13 protein-coding genes and 1 tRNA gene are annotated in these 12,959 nt (G+C 65.0%); 8 read left to right on the top strand and 6 right to left on the bottom strand.

Annotated elements, in window-relative coordinates:
- The first annotated feature begins 35 nt into the window (after positions 1-35).
- From ASH04_RS11725 to ASH04_RS11740, 4 genes are all read left to right on the top strand, one after another.
- Positions 36-1,784: an ABC transporter ATP-binding protein gene (locus tag ASH04_RS11725; protein ID WP_200937313.1), complete on the top strand. Its 1,749-nt coding sequence runs from the start codon at positions 36-38 to the stop codon at positions 1,782-1,784.
- Entirely contained in the window at positions 1,781-3,529 is a 1,749-nt protein-coding gene (locus ASH04_RS11730; protein ID WP_032371882.1) for an ABC transporter ATP-binding protein, read from the top strand. The genes ASH04_RS11725 and ASH04_RS11730 overlap by 4 nt, the downstream gene beginning before the upstream one ends.
- Before the next feature lie 69 nt (positions 3,530-3,598).
- Positions 3,599-4,171: a TetR/AcrR family transcriptional regulator gene (locus ASH04_RS11735; RefSeq protein ID WP_032367331.1), complete on the top strand. Its 573-nt coding sequence runs from the start codon at positions 3,599-3,601 to the stop codon at positions 4,169-4,171.
- Positions 4,168-4,656: an FBP domain-containing protein gene (locus ASH04_RS11740; RefSeq protein ID WP_057473927.1), complete on the top strand. Its 489-nt coding sequence runs from the start codon at positions 4,168-4,170 to the stop codon at positions 4,654-4,656. Before ASH04_RS11735 ends, ASH04_RS11740 begins: the two co-directional genes overlap by 4 nt.
- Before the next feature lie 468 nt (positions 4,657-5,124).
- Here ASH04_RS11740 and ASH04_RS11745 read toward each other — a convergent pair whose 3' ends face one another.
- Positions 5,125-5,778, bottom strand: a complete 654-nt coding sequence (locus ASH04_RS11745; RefSeq protein WP_032389807.1) for a hypothetical protein — start codon at positions 5,776-5,778, stop codon at positions 5,125-5,127.
- A 31-nt stretch (positions 5,779-5,809) separates the two neighbouring features.
- Positions 5,810-6,337, bottom strand: coding sequence for a hypothetical protein (locus ASH04_RS11750; RefSeq protein WP_032367327.1), 528 nt, complete (start codon positions 6,335-6,337; stop codon positions 5,810-5,812).
- 92 nt (positions 6,338-6,429) lie between these two features.
- On the opposite strand from ASH04_RS11750, the gene ASH04_RS11755 reads away from it, so the two are divergent.
- Both ASH04_RS11755 and ASH04_RS11760 read left to right on the top strand, forming a co-directional pair.
- Positions 6,430-7,239, top strand: coding sequence for an alpha/beta fold hydrolase (locus ASH04_RS11755; RefSeq protein WP_032375016.1), 810 nt, complete (start codon positions 6,430-6,432; stop codon positions 7,237-7,239).
- A 90-nt stretch (positions 7,240-7,329) separates the two neighbouring features.
- Positions 7,330-7,590, top strand: coding sequence for an MbtH family protein (locus ASH04_RS11760; RefSeq protein WP_027495672.1), 261 nt, complete (start codon positions 7,330-7,332; stop codon positions 7,588-7,590).
- Between the two features lie 10 nt (positions 7,591-7,600).
- Here the strand turns inward: ASH04_RS11760 and ASH04_RS11765 are convergent, their stop codons facing one another.
- Positions 7,601-9,064 carry a threonine/serine ThrE exporter family protein gene (locus tag ASH04_RS11765; protein ID WP_027495673.1) on the bottom strand — a complete coding sequence of 488 codons (1,464 nt, stop codon included), beginning with the start codon at positions 9,062-9,064 and terminating at the stop codon, positions 7,601-7,603.
- An 89-nt stretch (positions 9,065-9,153) separates the two neighbouring features.
- On the opposite strand from ASH04_RS11765, the gene ASH04_RS11770 reads away from it, so the two are divergent.
- Positions 9,154-9,225, top strand: a tRNA-Thr gene (locus ASH04_RS11770).
- Between the two features lie 434 nt (positions 9,226-9,659).
- On the opposite strand, the gene ASH04_RS11775 is transcribed toward ASH04_RS11770, so the two are convergent.
- Both ASH04_RS11775 and ASH04_RS11780 read right to left on the bottom strand, forming a co-directional pair.
- A complete protein-coding gene (locus ASH04_RS11775; RefSeq protein WP_057473591.1) occupies positions 9,660-10,070 on the bottom strand; it encodes a nuclear transport factor 2 family protein in 411 nt (136 codons plus the stop codon).
- Positions 10,071-10,165: 95 nt separating this feature from the next.
- Positions 10,166-10,726, bottom strand: coding sequence for a PadR family transcriptional regulator (locus ASH04_RS11780; protein WP_057473592.1), 561 nt, complete (start codon positions 10,724-10,726; stop codon positions 10,166-10,168).
- Positions 10,727-10,819: 93 nt separating this feature from the next.
- On the opposite strand from ASH04_RS11780, the gene ASH04_RS11785 reads away from it, so the two are divergent.
- Positions 10,820-11,629, top strand: coding sequence for an SGNH/GDSL hydrolase family protein (locus tag ASH04_RS11785; protein WP_057473928.1), 810 nt, complete (start codon positions 10,820-10,822; stop codon positions 11,627-11,629).
- Between the two features lies 1 nt (position 11,630).
- Here the strand turns inward: ASH04_RS11785 and ASH04_RS11790 are convergent, their stop codons facing one another.
- A complete protein-coding gene (locus ASH04_RS11790; RefSeq protein ID WP_156394532.1) occupies positions 11,631-12,947 on the bottom strand; it encodes an esterase/lipase family protein in 1,317 nt (438 codons plus the stop codon).
- Positions 12,948-12,959: the final 12 nt, after the last annotated feature.

The raw sequence follows: 12,959 nt of genomic DNA on the forward strand, positions 1-12,959 counted from the left end.
CCATCGCCACTTCCCGATGCCATAGGCTGCAGCGAATGACCGATTCTGTCTCGCTTCACCATGCTCGAAACGTGGTGGAGGCACCTTTCCCGGCCACCGGTGGCGCGATTCTGCGCCGCACCGTACGACGTCGTCGCACCCGCTTGATCGTCTCGTCCCTGCTCTTCGGGGTGCATCAACTGTGCGAAACGATGGTTCCGGTCGCGATCGGTCTGATCGTGTCGCGGGCGATCGACACCGGCGACGTGACGGCGATGATCGTCTCGTTGGTCGGTCTCGCGGCTCTGTTCGTCACACTGTCCTACGCCTGGCGCATCGGTGCCCGCATCATCGTCGTCGCCATCGAGCGTGAGGCCCACGATGTGCGGGTGGAGGTCGCCGGCCGCGTTCTCGACCCACGCGGACTGCGCACCGATCTGTCGGCCGGGGAATTGCTGACGGTCTCGACGTCCGATGCCGAGAAGGAATCGTGGATTCTCGACCTGATCGCGCGAGTCTTCGCGTCCGCAGTGGCGGTGGTCGCGTCCGCGCTGGCATTGCTGATCATCGACATTCCTCTCGGCCTGGCCGTCGTGATCGGCACTCCGGTGATTTTGATCGCGCTCCAGCGTCTCGCCCCGTTGCTCACCCGCGCGGCCACCGCACAGCAGGCCGAGATCGCCGGGGTCTCGGGAATGGCCACCGATCTGGTCAGTGGAGTGCGTCCGCTGCGCGGAATCGGAGCCGAGGACGCCGCGACCCAGCGGTTCGTGACGTCGAGCCGAACGGCACTGGCGGCCACGCTGAGGTTGGCCCGCGCCAACAACGTCTATCAGGGCCTGGCGGCGGCGGTCAACGCGTTGCTCGCCGTCGGAATCGCCGGTACCGCAGGCTGGTTCGCGTTGCAGGGCCGCATCTCGGTCGGCGAGCTGATCACCGTCATCGGGCTCTCGCAATTCGTCATCGAACCGCTGACCGGGCTGTCCAAGATCCCCGGCGTGGTGGCGATGGTGCGTGGCTCGGCCGATCGGCTCGCACTCGTACTCGGTGCCGACCACGTTCTGCCGCAATCCGATTCCGCTATGCCCTCGGGTACCGAACTCGCCGTCGACGAGGTCGGGTTCCGTTCGCTCGACGGCCTCACCTTCTCGGCTGCACCCGGCGAGATGCTCGGAATCGTCGCCTACCGGCCGCAGGACGGGGAGGCACTCGCCCAGGTGCTCTCGGGTCAGATCTCCGAGTCCGACTACGCCGGAACGGTACGGATCGGCGGCATCGCAACAGGGGACATCGATCTCCGACGCGCCCGCGAGACCGTGCTCGTCGAGCCGCACATCACCGACCTGTTCGCCGGCACCGTTCGCAGCAACGTCACCGCAGGTCGCGCGCAGCCCGACGCCGAACTCGCCCGCGTGCTCGAGGCATCCGCGGCCACCGATGTCGTCGAACTGCACGAAGCCGGGCTCGACCACGCCGTCACCGACCGCGGTGCCAGCCTCTCCGGTGGCCAACGTCAACGGGTCGCGTTGGCGCGGGCCCTGTCGGTCGACGCCCCGGTGCTGGTGCTGCACGACCCCACCACCGCGGTCGACGCCGTCACCGAGCACACGATCGCGCGCGGTATCGCGGAGCTGCGACACACCGGAAGCGCGGCGCAGACCACGATCCTGATCACCACCAGCCCTGCGCTGCTGTCGGTGACGCATCGCGTACTCGTGGTCGACGACGGCCGCGTCGTCGCCGAAGGAACCCACCACGATCTCGCGTCCTCGGACGCGCAGTACAAGGAGACGGTGCTGCGATGACCGCCCCCGAACTTCTTCCCATCGCCACCGGTGCCCGGTCGGGCCGATGGCTGTTGGAACAGCTGCGCCTGCGCAAACTCCGTACCGCGGTGACGTTGCTGCTCGGCGCAGTGGCCGCGGCGATGTCGTTGGTGCCCGTCTACGTGCTCGGCGTCCTGGTCGACCGCGTCCGCGACGGGGCAGACTCGTCGACCATCGTCGGGGTCGTCGTCGTGATCGCGGTGGCAGCGGTCATCGGCGGTGTTGTCACCGGCTTCAGCGGCTACTTGATCAGTACCCTCGGTGAGGGCATCCTGGCGTCGCTGCGTGAGGCCGTCGTGCGACGCGCTCTCCGCCTGCCGGTGGCCACGCTGGAGCGAGTGGGCAAGGGTGACTTGCTCTCCCGCGTCGGCGACGACGTCGCAGTGATGGCCAAGTCGATCGGCGAAGTGATTCCACAGCTTGTCGGAGCATTCCTGCTCGTGTGCCTGAGCATGATCACGATGCTCGGAATCGACTGGCGTCTGGGGCTTGCCGGTCTGGTGGCATTGCCGATGTATGTCCTCGCACTGCGCTGGTATCTGCCCCGATCGGCTCCGCTGTACGCGGCCGAACGAGTCGCTATGGGCGAGCGGGCGCAGTCCTTCGTCAGCAGCATGCAGGGCGCAAAGACTGTGCGCGCCTACGGACTCGAAGCAGAGCACCTCGGTGAGGTGGATCGAGCGTCGGCGAAAGCCCGCGACATCGGCGTCGACGTCTTCCGCCTGTTCACCCGTTTCGGCTCACGCAGTAACCGCGCCGAATGTGTCGGTCTGTCGGTGATCCTGCTGGCCGGATTCCTGCTCGTACGAGGCGATTACGTGACCGTCGGTGAGACCACGGCTGCGGCGCTGCTGTTCCATCGCCTGTTCAATCCGATCGGCACCCTGCTCTTCACGTTCGACGACATCCAGTCTGCCGGAGCTTCTCTGGCCCGACTGGTCGGTGTGGTCGACATTGCCGACGAGCGGCCGGTGGGCGACGGTTCCGTGCCTGCCGACGCCACCCTCGATGTCGTCGACCTGCGCCACTCGTACGACGGGGGTCACGAAGTACTGCACGGGGTCGACCTGCGTGTGGACGCAGGTGAGACGGTCGCGCTCGTGGGATCCACCGGTGCCGGGAAGTCGACGATCGCGGCCATTGCGGCCGGGTCCATGGCGTCGACGTCGGGCACGGTTCGTGTCGGCGGCGCGTCGCTGGACTCGTTGGGCCACCAGGGTTTACGCCGGCATGTCGCGATCGTCAGCCAGGAAGTGCACGTCTTCGCCGGCCCACTGATCGACGACGTGTTGCTCGCGGCACCGGACGCCGGCCGCGACGACGTGGAAGCCGCACTGCGGACCGTCGGTGCCTGGGGATGGGTCGAGGCGCTCGAGAACGGCCTCGACACCGCCGTCGGCGAGGGCGGTCACCAGTTGACCGCGGCGCAATCGCAGCAATTGGCTCTGGCGCGGCTGGTTCTCGCCGATCCGGCTGTCGCGGTGTTGGACGAGGCCACCGCCGAGGCCGGCAGCTCCGGTGCCCGTGAGCTCGAACTGGCTGCGGAGGCGGCGACGAGAGGCCGCAGCACATTGGTCGTGGCGCATCGCCTCACCCAGGCCGCTGCAGCGGACCGCGTCGTGGTGCTCGAGCACGGGAAAATCGTGGAGCAAGGTCCGCACGACGAGTTGGTCGCTGCCGGTGGGCGTTACGCAGAGCTGTGGGAGGCGTGGCAGGGTCGCTGATTGCTATAGCAATTTGCCTATAGCTATTAGTTTTGGCTACGGTGTCCTCGGAAGATGGAGGAGGCCGACATGGCACGCGCAGGATTGACCGCGCAGCGCATCGTGGCAGCAGGAGCGGATCTGGCCGACGAGGTCGGCTTCGATCGCGTGACTGCCAGTGAGTTGGCGCGACGCTTCGACGTCAAAGTGGCGAGTCTGTATTCGCATCTGAAGAGCGCGCATCAGCTCAATGTCGGCATCGCTCTGCTGGCGTTGGAAGAATTGGCCGACCGGGTAGCAGAAGCGTTGGCAGGCAGGGCAGGCAAGGACGCGTTGGTGGCAGTGGCCGACGCGTACCTGGTCTATTCGCGCGAACATCCCGGCCGGTACGCGGCCACTCAATTTCCTCTCGACCACGAGACGGCGATCAACAGTGCCGGGGTGCGGCACTCGGCAATGATGAAGGCGATCCTTCGTGGGTATCACCTGAGCGAGGTGGATCAGGTACATGCTGTTCGATTGTTGGGCAGCGTCTTTCACGGTTTTGCCAGCCTCGAAGCGGCCGGCTCGTTCGCTCACAGTGCACCCGACTCGCAAGAGTCGTGGGCCCGAATCCTCGACGGAATCGACACACTCCTACGGCAATGGAGGCAGGAACCATGAAGCCGATCTCCGAACGCGACATCAGATCGTCGTTCGTCAACTCGTCCAAGGGTGACGCCACTCGGCTTTCCCTCCCCGATATGTTCGACGAAGTGCCGTGGGAGGATCTCGATTTCCTCGGCTGGGGCGACCCGAAGCTGGCGGGACGAAGCTACATCGTCGTACCGCAGGAAGATCGACTCCGGGGAATTGCGTTGCGATACAAGGCAGGTGGCCCACGGACTGCGCAGATGTGCAGCATCTGTCTCACCACCCACGCCAACGGCGGTGTGTCGCTGATGGCCGCTGCGAAGGCAGGGGAGTCCGGGCGACGCGGCAACACCGTCGGTACCTACATCTGCTCGGATCTCGCATGTTCTCTGTACGCACGCAAGAAGAAAACACCGGCCCTGGGACGACAGTTCAAGGAGGACTTCGACGTCGACACCCGCACGGTGACGGTCAAAGACAATATCGACGCATTCCTCGCTCGTGTCCTCGGCTGAATGTCGCTGCGCTCCCGTCGTGCGCGTTGTGCGCCCCCAGAGGTACGCACAACGCGCACGACCTAGCTCTTTTGCTGGACCGCTGTCGCCGCAAAGCTGTGAAAAGCCAAGCCGTTGCCGCGACAATTGCCAGACCCCAGCCCGCGATGCCGGCCCATGGCAGATCCAGTCGCGGGATGGCGAGAACGCCGAAGATCACCAGAGTGGCGAACAGTGGCGAGAGTCTCTGCCGGGCATGGATAAATCGAGTGGACTCGGTTCCCGTTTGTCGCATGCGCATCTACCCTCCTCGTCGATGTGTTCGGCGAACCTACAGTAAACCGGGCAGTCGGGCTTCGCTGGTGCGCCCCGGTCGATGCTCTCAGAGTGTGGCACCCAACGGTTGCAGCGCGCACCAGCCCCGCACCGAGAATACGGTGCGGGGCTGGAAGAGATTGTTGCTGAGCTCGATTCGAGAGAACCGGGCTGTCAGTCCTTGTTCTTCTCCGCGATGAACAGCTTCTCGATGCGCTCTGCCTCGTCCTTCTTGGCGTCGGCTTCCTCGGATCGCTCTGCGGCCTCGGCCAATTCGGCCTCGGACGGTGCTGCTGCCAGCTTCTCCTGCTTGTCGACCTGAGCCTGCTGAGTCTTCTTGCGGTCCTCGGCTGCCTTGGCGGCCGCGGCAGCTTGCTCGTCGGCCTTTTTCTTCTTTGCAGCCGCTTCGCGTTCGGCTTCCTGGGCGGCCTCGCGCTTGCGCTGCTCGGCCTCCTGTCGCGCGTCGCGGGCCGCTTCCTGGGCTGCGGCGTCGGCGGCCCGCCGGTCCTGCTCGGCGGTCTCACGAGCCGTCTTCAGGTCGGCGTCCGCGGCAGTCTTCTTCGCACGTGCCTCGGCGTCCAGGCGTGCTGCTTCGGCGCGGTTCTCGGTGCTGTCGACCAGAGTCTCACCGCGATCGGCCAGACTCCTGTCTCCCAACAGGTTTCCGACAGCACGATCGAGGGATCCGAGCGTGTGCTCGTAGGCGAGCCGCGCCGGTGATTCCGCATCCATCTTCACGACGACGTTGGTCTCGATGAGCTGCAACGGAATTCGTGCGATCTTGTACTGAAGTCTCAGGATGGTCAGTGGTAGGGCCAAAACACTCATGTAGTCGAACTCCTAGATCAGCAGTGGTGGGTCAAGCCTGGTTGCGAAGCTCTTCGGCTTTCTTGCGGTCGGCTTCGGCCTGCAGCAACGCTTCCTGGTGCTTTTGCGCAGCCACCATTTCGTCCGCATCTGCCGCGGCCTGCTCGGCTTTGCGCTCCTCGGTCGCTTCGATCTGTTCGGCCGTTGCGTCGACCTCGGCTGCCGCTCGTTCCTGCGCCACGGTCTCACGCTTGTTCTGCTCGGCCGCGGCCACCTGGGTCTCTCGAACGCGATCTGCGTTCGCCTCGGCAACTGCCGCGTTCTCCTCCGCGGCCTCGCGTCGACTGTCTGCCGCAGTCCGCACGTCGGCCAGCTCCTCGGCGGCCTCGGTGGCCTGTGCATCGGCGACGCGTTCGGTGGCCTGCGCCTCCTTGCGTTCGCGGGCCTGAGCGGCCTGCAGTTGGCCCTCGGCCGTCAACGAGTCGTTGCCGGTGACAGCGCCGACGACCTCTTTGGCTTTGCCCTTGATCCCGTCGAGCATTCCTTTGCGTGCTTCGCCCGCTACGTTCTCGTCAGTCATGTAACTGCAGGTACCCACTGGCTGTTCGAGTAACCCCACGTCGACCTCGGACGATACGATCGCCGACGAACGAATCAGCAGTGAGGAGACGTATGCCTATCGCGAAGATCAACGGCATCGACGTGAACTACCAGGTCAAGGGCAGTGGCGACCTGGTAGTTCTGATAATGGGCACCGGCAGTCCCGGCCGAGTGTGGGAACTGCATCAGGTTCCGGCCCTCCTGGCGGCCGGCTACCGGGTGTGCACCTTCGACAACCGCGGTATCGCGCCGTCGTCGGAAAGTGCGACCGGTATCACCATCGACGCCATGGTTGCCGACACCGAGGGCTTGATCGAACTGATCCGCGACGGGGCCGAGAAGGCCTTCGTCGTCGGTACGTCGATGGGCTCTCGCGTCGCACAGGAGTTGGCTCTGAAGCGTCCCGATCTGGTTCGCAAGGCTGCGTTCCTCGCCGGGCACGCGCGGGTCGACGAGTTCCAGAAGACGCTCGCCCAGGGTGAACGGGCGCTGTACGACAAGCGCGTCGAGCTGCCGGGCACATACTCGGCCGCGGTGACGGCGGTGATGAACCTGTCGCCCGCCACGTTGCGTGATGCGCGAACGGCTCGCGATTGGCTCGACCTGTTCGAGTTCTCGGCATCCTCACCATCCGCCGGGGTGCGCGCGCAGCTGGGCATGGACGACGATTTCGACCGCACCAACGCCTACCGGGCAGTGTCGGTGCCGTGTCTGTCGGTCGGGTTCGCCGACGATCGGATGATCCCCGCCTACCTGGGCAAGGAGCTCGCCGACGCGATTCCGGGGGCTCGATACGTGGAAATCGCGGACGCTGGGCACTACGGATATCTCGAGCGTCCCGAGGCCGTCAATGCGCACTTGCTCGACTTCTTCAAGGCCTGACGCCACCTGAGCACGACCTGCGTTGCTAGGGTCGTGTGGCACCTCACGGTGCAGACTTACCAATCAAACGTTCGCGACGAGTGAGGCGAGATGAGTACCAACCCGTTCGATGACGAAGACGGACGCTTCTTCGTGCTGGTCAACGACGAAGATCAGCATTCGCTGTGGCCGACGTTCTCCGAGGTCCCTCAGGGGTGGCGTGTCGTCTTCGGTGAAGACACCCGCGCTGCGTGCCTGGAGTACGTCGAGAAGAACTGGACCGACATGCGTCCGCGCAGCCTGCGTGAGGCCATGGAGGCCGACGCAGCTGCCCGCGCAGGTGCTGAGGGAACCCCCAGCACCGAGGCTTGAGTTCCGCCTTTTACGAAGGACTCGTACCGCGCCGCCGACGAACCGTCGGTCGGCGCGGTTCTTCTCTGCGGCGAAGCGTCGGGCGTAGTAGTTCCTCGGTGCGTGCCAGGATCCGGGGTCGACGCAGTGTTCGCGCACCCCACTCACCCAATGTGACGCCCGCAGCCAGGCCACAGCCGATGCCGAACGCCGCGAAGAGCGAGCTGATACCGAGCAACAACTGGTCGTTCAGGATCGCGTACAGCCCTCGGTAGAGCGAAAGACCAGGCAGCAACGGAGTGATGCCGGCGACGGCAACGATGAGCGGCGGAATGAGCGCTCGACGTGCGAGGAGACCACCGGCGAATCCGACGACCGTGGCCGCGATGGCAGACGCGATGATCGGACCCACAGCCAACGTCTGCGACATCAAGTAGACGAGCGCGCCCGCAAAGCCGCCCATGAACGCTGCCGTCAGTGCGCGCCGCTCGGCGTAGCAGGCGAGCGCGTAGAACAGTGACGCGGCCGCGCCGGCGAGGACCTTGGTGGGCACCTGTGTGATGTCCGGGGGAGGCAGGTTGCTGATCTGCGGCAGATCGCTCCCGATCAGGGCCGCCAGCCTCAGCGACGTGGCGACGCCGGCAATGATGCCGCCCGTCATCATCAACACTTCGAAGAATCTGGCCGACGCGGTGATCGGTGCTCCGGTGATTGCGTCCTGTACCGAGCCGACGAGCGAAAGCCCCGACAGCAGCACCGTCACCCCGGCACCGATGATCACCGACGGGGAGATGTCGATATTGAGCTGATCCTGAAAGTTGTACAGAGTGATCGCCGGGGTGGCAGCGACGAATCCGCCGACCACCTGCTGAAAGAAGAAGGGCAGTCCGGCGCGGTTGAGGATGCGGCCGATTCGGTCGATCACCATCGTCGTCAGGAAGCTGACGACCGCGACCAACGCGCCGCCGCCGAGCAACACACCGATCGCCGCCGCCATGCCGGCCCACGCGAAGGTCGCGATCCACCGGTTGTACGGGTGCGGGGCCGAGGTGATCTCGTCGAGGCGGTCACGCGCGATGCTCGCCGGGACCACCTTGACGCGCACCGAGCGAATAAGTCGGTCGACCGCGGCCAGCCGTGTGAAGTCCATCGAGCGGTAATGGACGATGCGCATCGTCGACGCCGGCGGCCGCGTCGGACCGCGATGTGCGCTCAGCGTGATCGAGTTGTACGTGACGTCGACATCGCATCGCGCGAGGCCGTACGTCGCGGCGATGAACTGCACCTGCGTCGCCGTATCCACCGCAGACGTGCCCGACGCCAACAACACCTCGCCGACGCGAACCGCCAGCTCGAGGACCTCGGCGACCGTCGCGTCGTCCGTCAGATCGATAGGGCGAAGAGGTGACGGCGCGGCGGTCGGTGTATCGATGGTGGCCCGACGCTCACCGGTGAGACGGCTCAGCGAAGCCGTCAGGTCTTGCAGGAAAGTCATGACCGTCTTTACGTTGCTGGGGTGATCCACCGACAAGGTACCTGTTGTCGCTGAGCGTCCGTTGAACGGTATGCTTGGCTCGCTTCACTGCCTCCTTAGCTCAGCGGTAGAGCACTCGCCTTGTAAGCGAGCGGTCAACGGTTCAATCCCGTTAGGAGGCTCTCTTGGCTCCGATTCCGTCCCTGGGATCGGAGTTTTTGCGTTTTCGTCTCGGATCGGCTCCTCGGTTTCGGATACCCGACGCCGATCGGAGTCGGATATCCGAAACGTGGGAGCTGATCGAGCGGACGGCCCGCATCTACGCCCTGCGTCGGAATCCACACCCTTCGTAGGAGGTGTCGATTCCGATTGGGGGCGTGGATTCAAGTCTTCGCTGCGCAACCGCGGCCCACACATCGCCACAGGTCGGAATACGAAGAGCCGAGTCGTCGTTGACTCCATCGACGGTGTTCGATCCCAATGCCCCGGGTACCAACCATCAGCCGCTACGAGCGGCCACCTGCCGAGAGGCGCACTGGCGAACACCGTCACCCCAATACTGATCAGAGCCGCGCACCCAGAGGTGCGCGGCTCTGTTCGTTCCACAAGCCCGGTATCACTGCTTGTCTTGCTTCTCCGCCGAACCCATCGAGCCCATTTCGGCGGCAAATTCTGTCGCCATGGCCTTGGAGAGTGCCTGCGCAGCCGACAGCGGACGCACCATCACGGTGAAATTGTCGATCAGGCCGTCGGAGTTCAGGTGGAGGATGTCGCAGCCGTGGACGGTCACGTCGTCGATGCGGGTCTCGAAGAACAGGACGTGATCACGGCCGCCGATGTCTTCGACGGTTTTCACGTAGCGAAGGTCCTCGAAGACGCGGGTGACGGCGCGCAGTATCGCCGCGGTCAGCTCCTTGCCGCGGTACGGCTTGAATGCGACGGGGGAGCTGAAGACGACGTCATCGGCCAGGGTGGCGGCAATGGCGTCGTGGTCGTTGGCCTCGACGGCCTGTCGGAACTGCTGCACGCGTCATCTCCTGGGTGGGGCCAGGGCCTGAGACACCCTCGGCTGGTGACCGAACACTACACAACTTTGCGACTATGAACCGGCGTTTGGCGGGATCATCCGCGTCCAGCGCGGGTGTCGAGTACTTCGAGGACGCGGGCACCCCAGCGAAGCGATTCCTCCTCGAACATCCGTCCCCGCATCAGGGTGAGGTACGGGCCGATGCGATCGGCGGTGGCCAGGAACTCGGTCTCGGTACGTCCGTCGAGCAGGCGGTGCGCCATCCGGTCGTACCGAGCCAGCTTGTCTCGTGAGAGCTGCATTCGTTCTCGGATCGCATCGGTCATCGGCTGCAGGTCGCCGGCTTCGAGAGCGTGGATCGCTACCAGGTGCTCGTCGCGAATGGCCGGAAGCTTCGGTTGCCGATGGCTCACCTGGCGCAGCGCTGCGCGTCCCTTGTCGGTGAGGCTGAAGAGGCGTTTGTTGGGTCGACCGTCCTGTTCGACCAATCGCGCCGAGATCACCTCGTCTCGATCCATTCGGTCGAGTTCGCGATAGAGCTGTTGGGGAGTGGCAGTCCAGAAGTTGGCGACGGTTGCGTCGAACGCCTTGGACAGGTCGTAACCCGACATCTCCCCGTCGACCAGTGCGGCGAGCACGGCATCACGTAGCGACATGATCAAGGACAGTACCCGTCGCGAGGTGGCGGGTAGGCCACGTATTAGACAATTTGTTGTATATTGACGTCGAGTGAAAGAACGGTGGACGTGGTGGATCGGACGAAACAATTGCGATACGTAGCCCTGGGCGACAGCCAGACGGAAGGGCTGAACGACGGCAACGACGAAACGGGCTTTCGTGGTTGGGCCGATCGGCTCGCCGAGCTCATGGCCGAGAGCGCAGACGGGGTCGTCTATGCCAACCTCGCGGTACGTGGTCGTAAAGCCGCGCAGGTCAAGGCCGAGCAGTTGCCGGCTGCGTTGGCGTTGAAGCCGACGGTCGCGTCCGTCGCTGCCGGTGTCAACGACATCTTGCGTCCGCAGTTCGATGCGCGGACCGTGGCAGGTGAAGTGGGCGCAATGTTCGCCGCGCTCCGAGCGGCCGACTGCACCGTGATCACCATGACGTTCCCCCGCCTCGCTCACCCGGTCCCCGGAAGGACCGTCATCGCCAGGCGTATGACCGAGCTCAACGCCGAGATTCGCAGAGTCGCAGCCGAATTTGATGTCGTGGTGATCGACCTCGAGAAGCGCGACGTGGCCTCTGATCCACGGCTGTGGAGTTGGGACCGACTGCATCTGAACGAGACGGGACATGCGCGGCTCGCTGCGGCCGCCGCCTACGCCCTCGGTCTACCGGGTGCCACCGACGCATGGAATCTTCCGTTGGCACCGCTTGCCAGACCGCGCCTGCACTCCCGAGTTCGCGCCGACCTCACCTGGGCCGGAATGTTCCTCGCGCCGTGGTTGACTCGTCGGATTCGTAAACGCTCCTCGGGGGACAGTCGTACGGCCAAGCGGCCGGAGCTGACCTCGGTACTCGGGTCGAGCCGGGCGAACCGACGCGAGCAGACCTGGTGAATCAGAATCCCGGGCCGAGATCTGCAGTGTTATCGACCAGGCTGCGCCGCATCCAGCTGTACACCCTCTCGTCGTTGAGGAGGGTGAAATGGTGAGCACTGTAGATCGCGAGACCGTCGTCCGGTCGAAGTCCGATGTTGCGGAGCTTGTTTCGACCTCCGGCGCTGTCGGTACGGACCAGACCGTCGCCCACGAAGACTCCGACCGGGTTGCGCTGACTTCCGGTGACGACCGCGGACGCGTGATGATGACGCACCCGTTCCGGAACCGAGATGTCCATGGCTGCACCGACATCGAAGCTGTCGGTGTACCGAGCATGACCGTCCTCGTCGGTGATCGCTCCGTGGATCAGATCACGGATACCGGCACTTCGACGCGCCAGTAGGTTCGCGAACGGCCGGGTCTCGGGTACGAGTGCCATTGCGGCCGCGGCGACGTGGACGCCGTGAGCAAGTGGAGCGCCCAGATGTGGTGTCCCCAGAGTGAATACGTCCGTCAGCAGATCAACCCATCGGCGACCGCTTTCGGCGGCGTGATGAGCGGCGCTGCGTGAGACCAGCCCGCCCATGGAATGTCCGACCAACGTGATCCGGTGTACCCGGACGGGCCATGCCGGTACAAGCTGCTCCAGCAAGTCTGACAGGTCGGCACCATTGGCTGCAATTCGGCGTCCGGTGTTGTAGCGCAGAAAGATCGAGGTCGTCCCGGCTTCGGCGTCCAGCCGCTCTCCGTATGTGGGCCGCCCACCGAGCCGCCATGCGTATTCCGTTTCGACCAGCCCATGAACGAAGACCACGAGGTGCGCTCCCGCGGTGGGAAACCCGGCGGCCAAGGCTCGGTACTCCGGCAGTACGGGGCGTCCGCCGACTCGAATCGACATCGGATGGGCCAGTACCCGGGCGGTTCTCTCCATGTCGTCGCCGATGAGACCGTTCAGAACGGCGATGGTCTGCGCGCCACGGCTGGTGTGCGACGGCGACGGCCGCGAGTCGTCCTCGGTCACGTCGTCGCCGTCGGTCAGGGAGCCGTAAGCCAGGGAGCCGTCGGTCAGGGAACCGACGATCTTGGCCGCGCCGGTGCAGGCGGCCGCGATGCTCGCGTACGTGCCGGCGGTGATCGCGTCGTGCATCAGTTGCGTCGGCAGGGCGGCGGGACCGACGCCGTGTTTGACGGCAGCGAACGTGCGTCGTGCAATCGCCGAGTGGACCGCGCGAACGCCACCCGCAGCCGACGCCAACTCGCGAAACGTGAGCTCGCCGAGCTCACCCCACTCCTGCGTGCGCCGAGATTTCTTCCCCGGTCCAGGTTTCGTCCCCACCGGATTCAGTGT

Source organism: Rhodococcus sp. Leaf233 (assembly GCF_001426165.1).
Classification (GTDB): domain Bacteria; phylum Actinomycetota; class Actinomycetes; order Mycobacteriales; family Mycobacteriaceae; genus Rhodococcoides; species Rhodococcoides fascians.

Coding starts and splice junctions, on each gene's coding strand:
- ASH04_RS11780 (WP_057473592.1), bottom strand. CDS start 10,726: ATGTCGCTACGTGATGCCGTGCTCGCCGCACTGGTCGACGGGGAGATG.
- ASH04_RS11750 (WP_032367327.1), bottom strand. CDS start 6,337: ATGACTGACGAGAACGTAGCGGGCGAAGCACGCAAAGGAATGCTCGAC.
- ASH04_RS11765 (WP_027495673.1), bottom strand. CDS start 9,064: ATGACTTTCCTGCAAGACCTGACGGCTTCGCTGAGCCGTCTCACCGGT.
- ASH04_RS11760 (WP_027495672.1), top strand. CDS start 7,330: ATGAGTACCAACCCGTTCGATGACGAAGACGGACGCTTCTTCGTGCTG.
- ASH04_RS11740 (WP_057473927.1), top strand. CDS start 4,168: ATGAAGCCGATCTCCGAACGCGACATCAGATCGTCGTTCGTCAACTCG.
- ASH04_RS11730 (WP_032371882.1), top strand. CDS start 1,781: ATGACCGCCCCCGAACTTCTTCCCATCGCCACCGGTGCCCGGTCGGGC.
- ASH04_RS11755 (WP_032375016.1), top strand. CDS start 6,430: ATGCCTATCGCGAAGATCAACGGCATCGACGTGAACTACCAGGTCAAG.
- ASH04_RS11725 (WP_200937313.1), top strand. CDS start 36: ATGACCGATTCTGTCTCGCTTCACCATGCTCGAAACGTGGTGGAGGCA.
- ASH04_RS11745 (WP_032389807.1), bottom strand. CDS start 5,778: ATGAGTGTTTTGGCCCTACCACTGACCATCCTGAGACTTCAGTACAAG.
- ASH04_RS11735 (WP_032367331.1), top strand. CDS start 3,599: ATGGCACGCGCAGGATTGACCGCGCAGCGCATCGTGGCAGCAGGAGCG.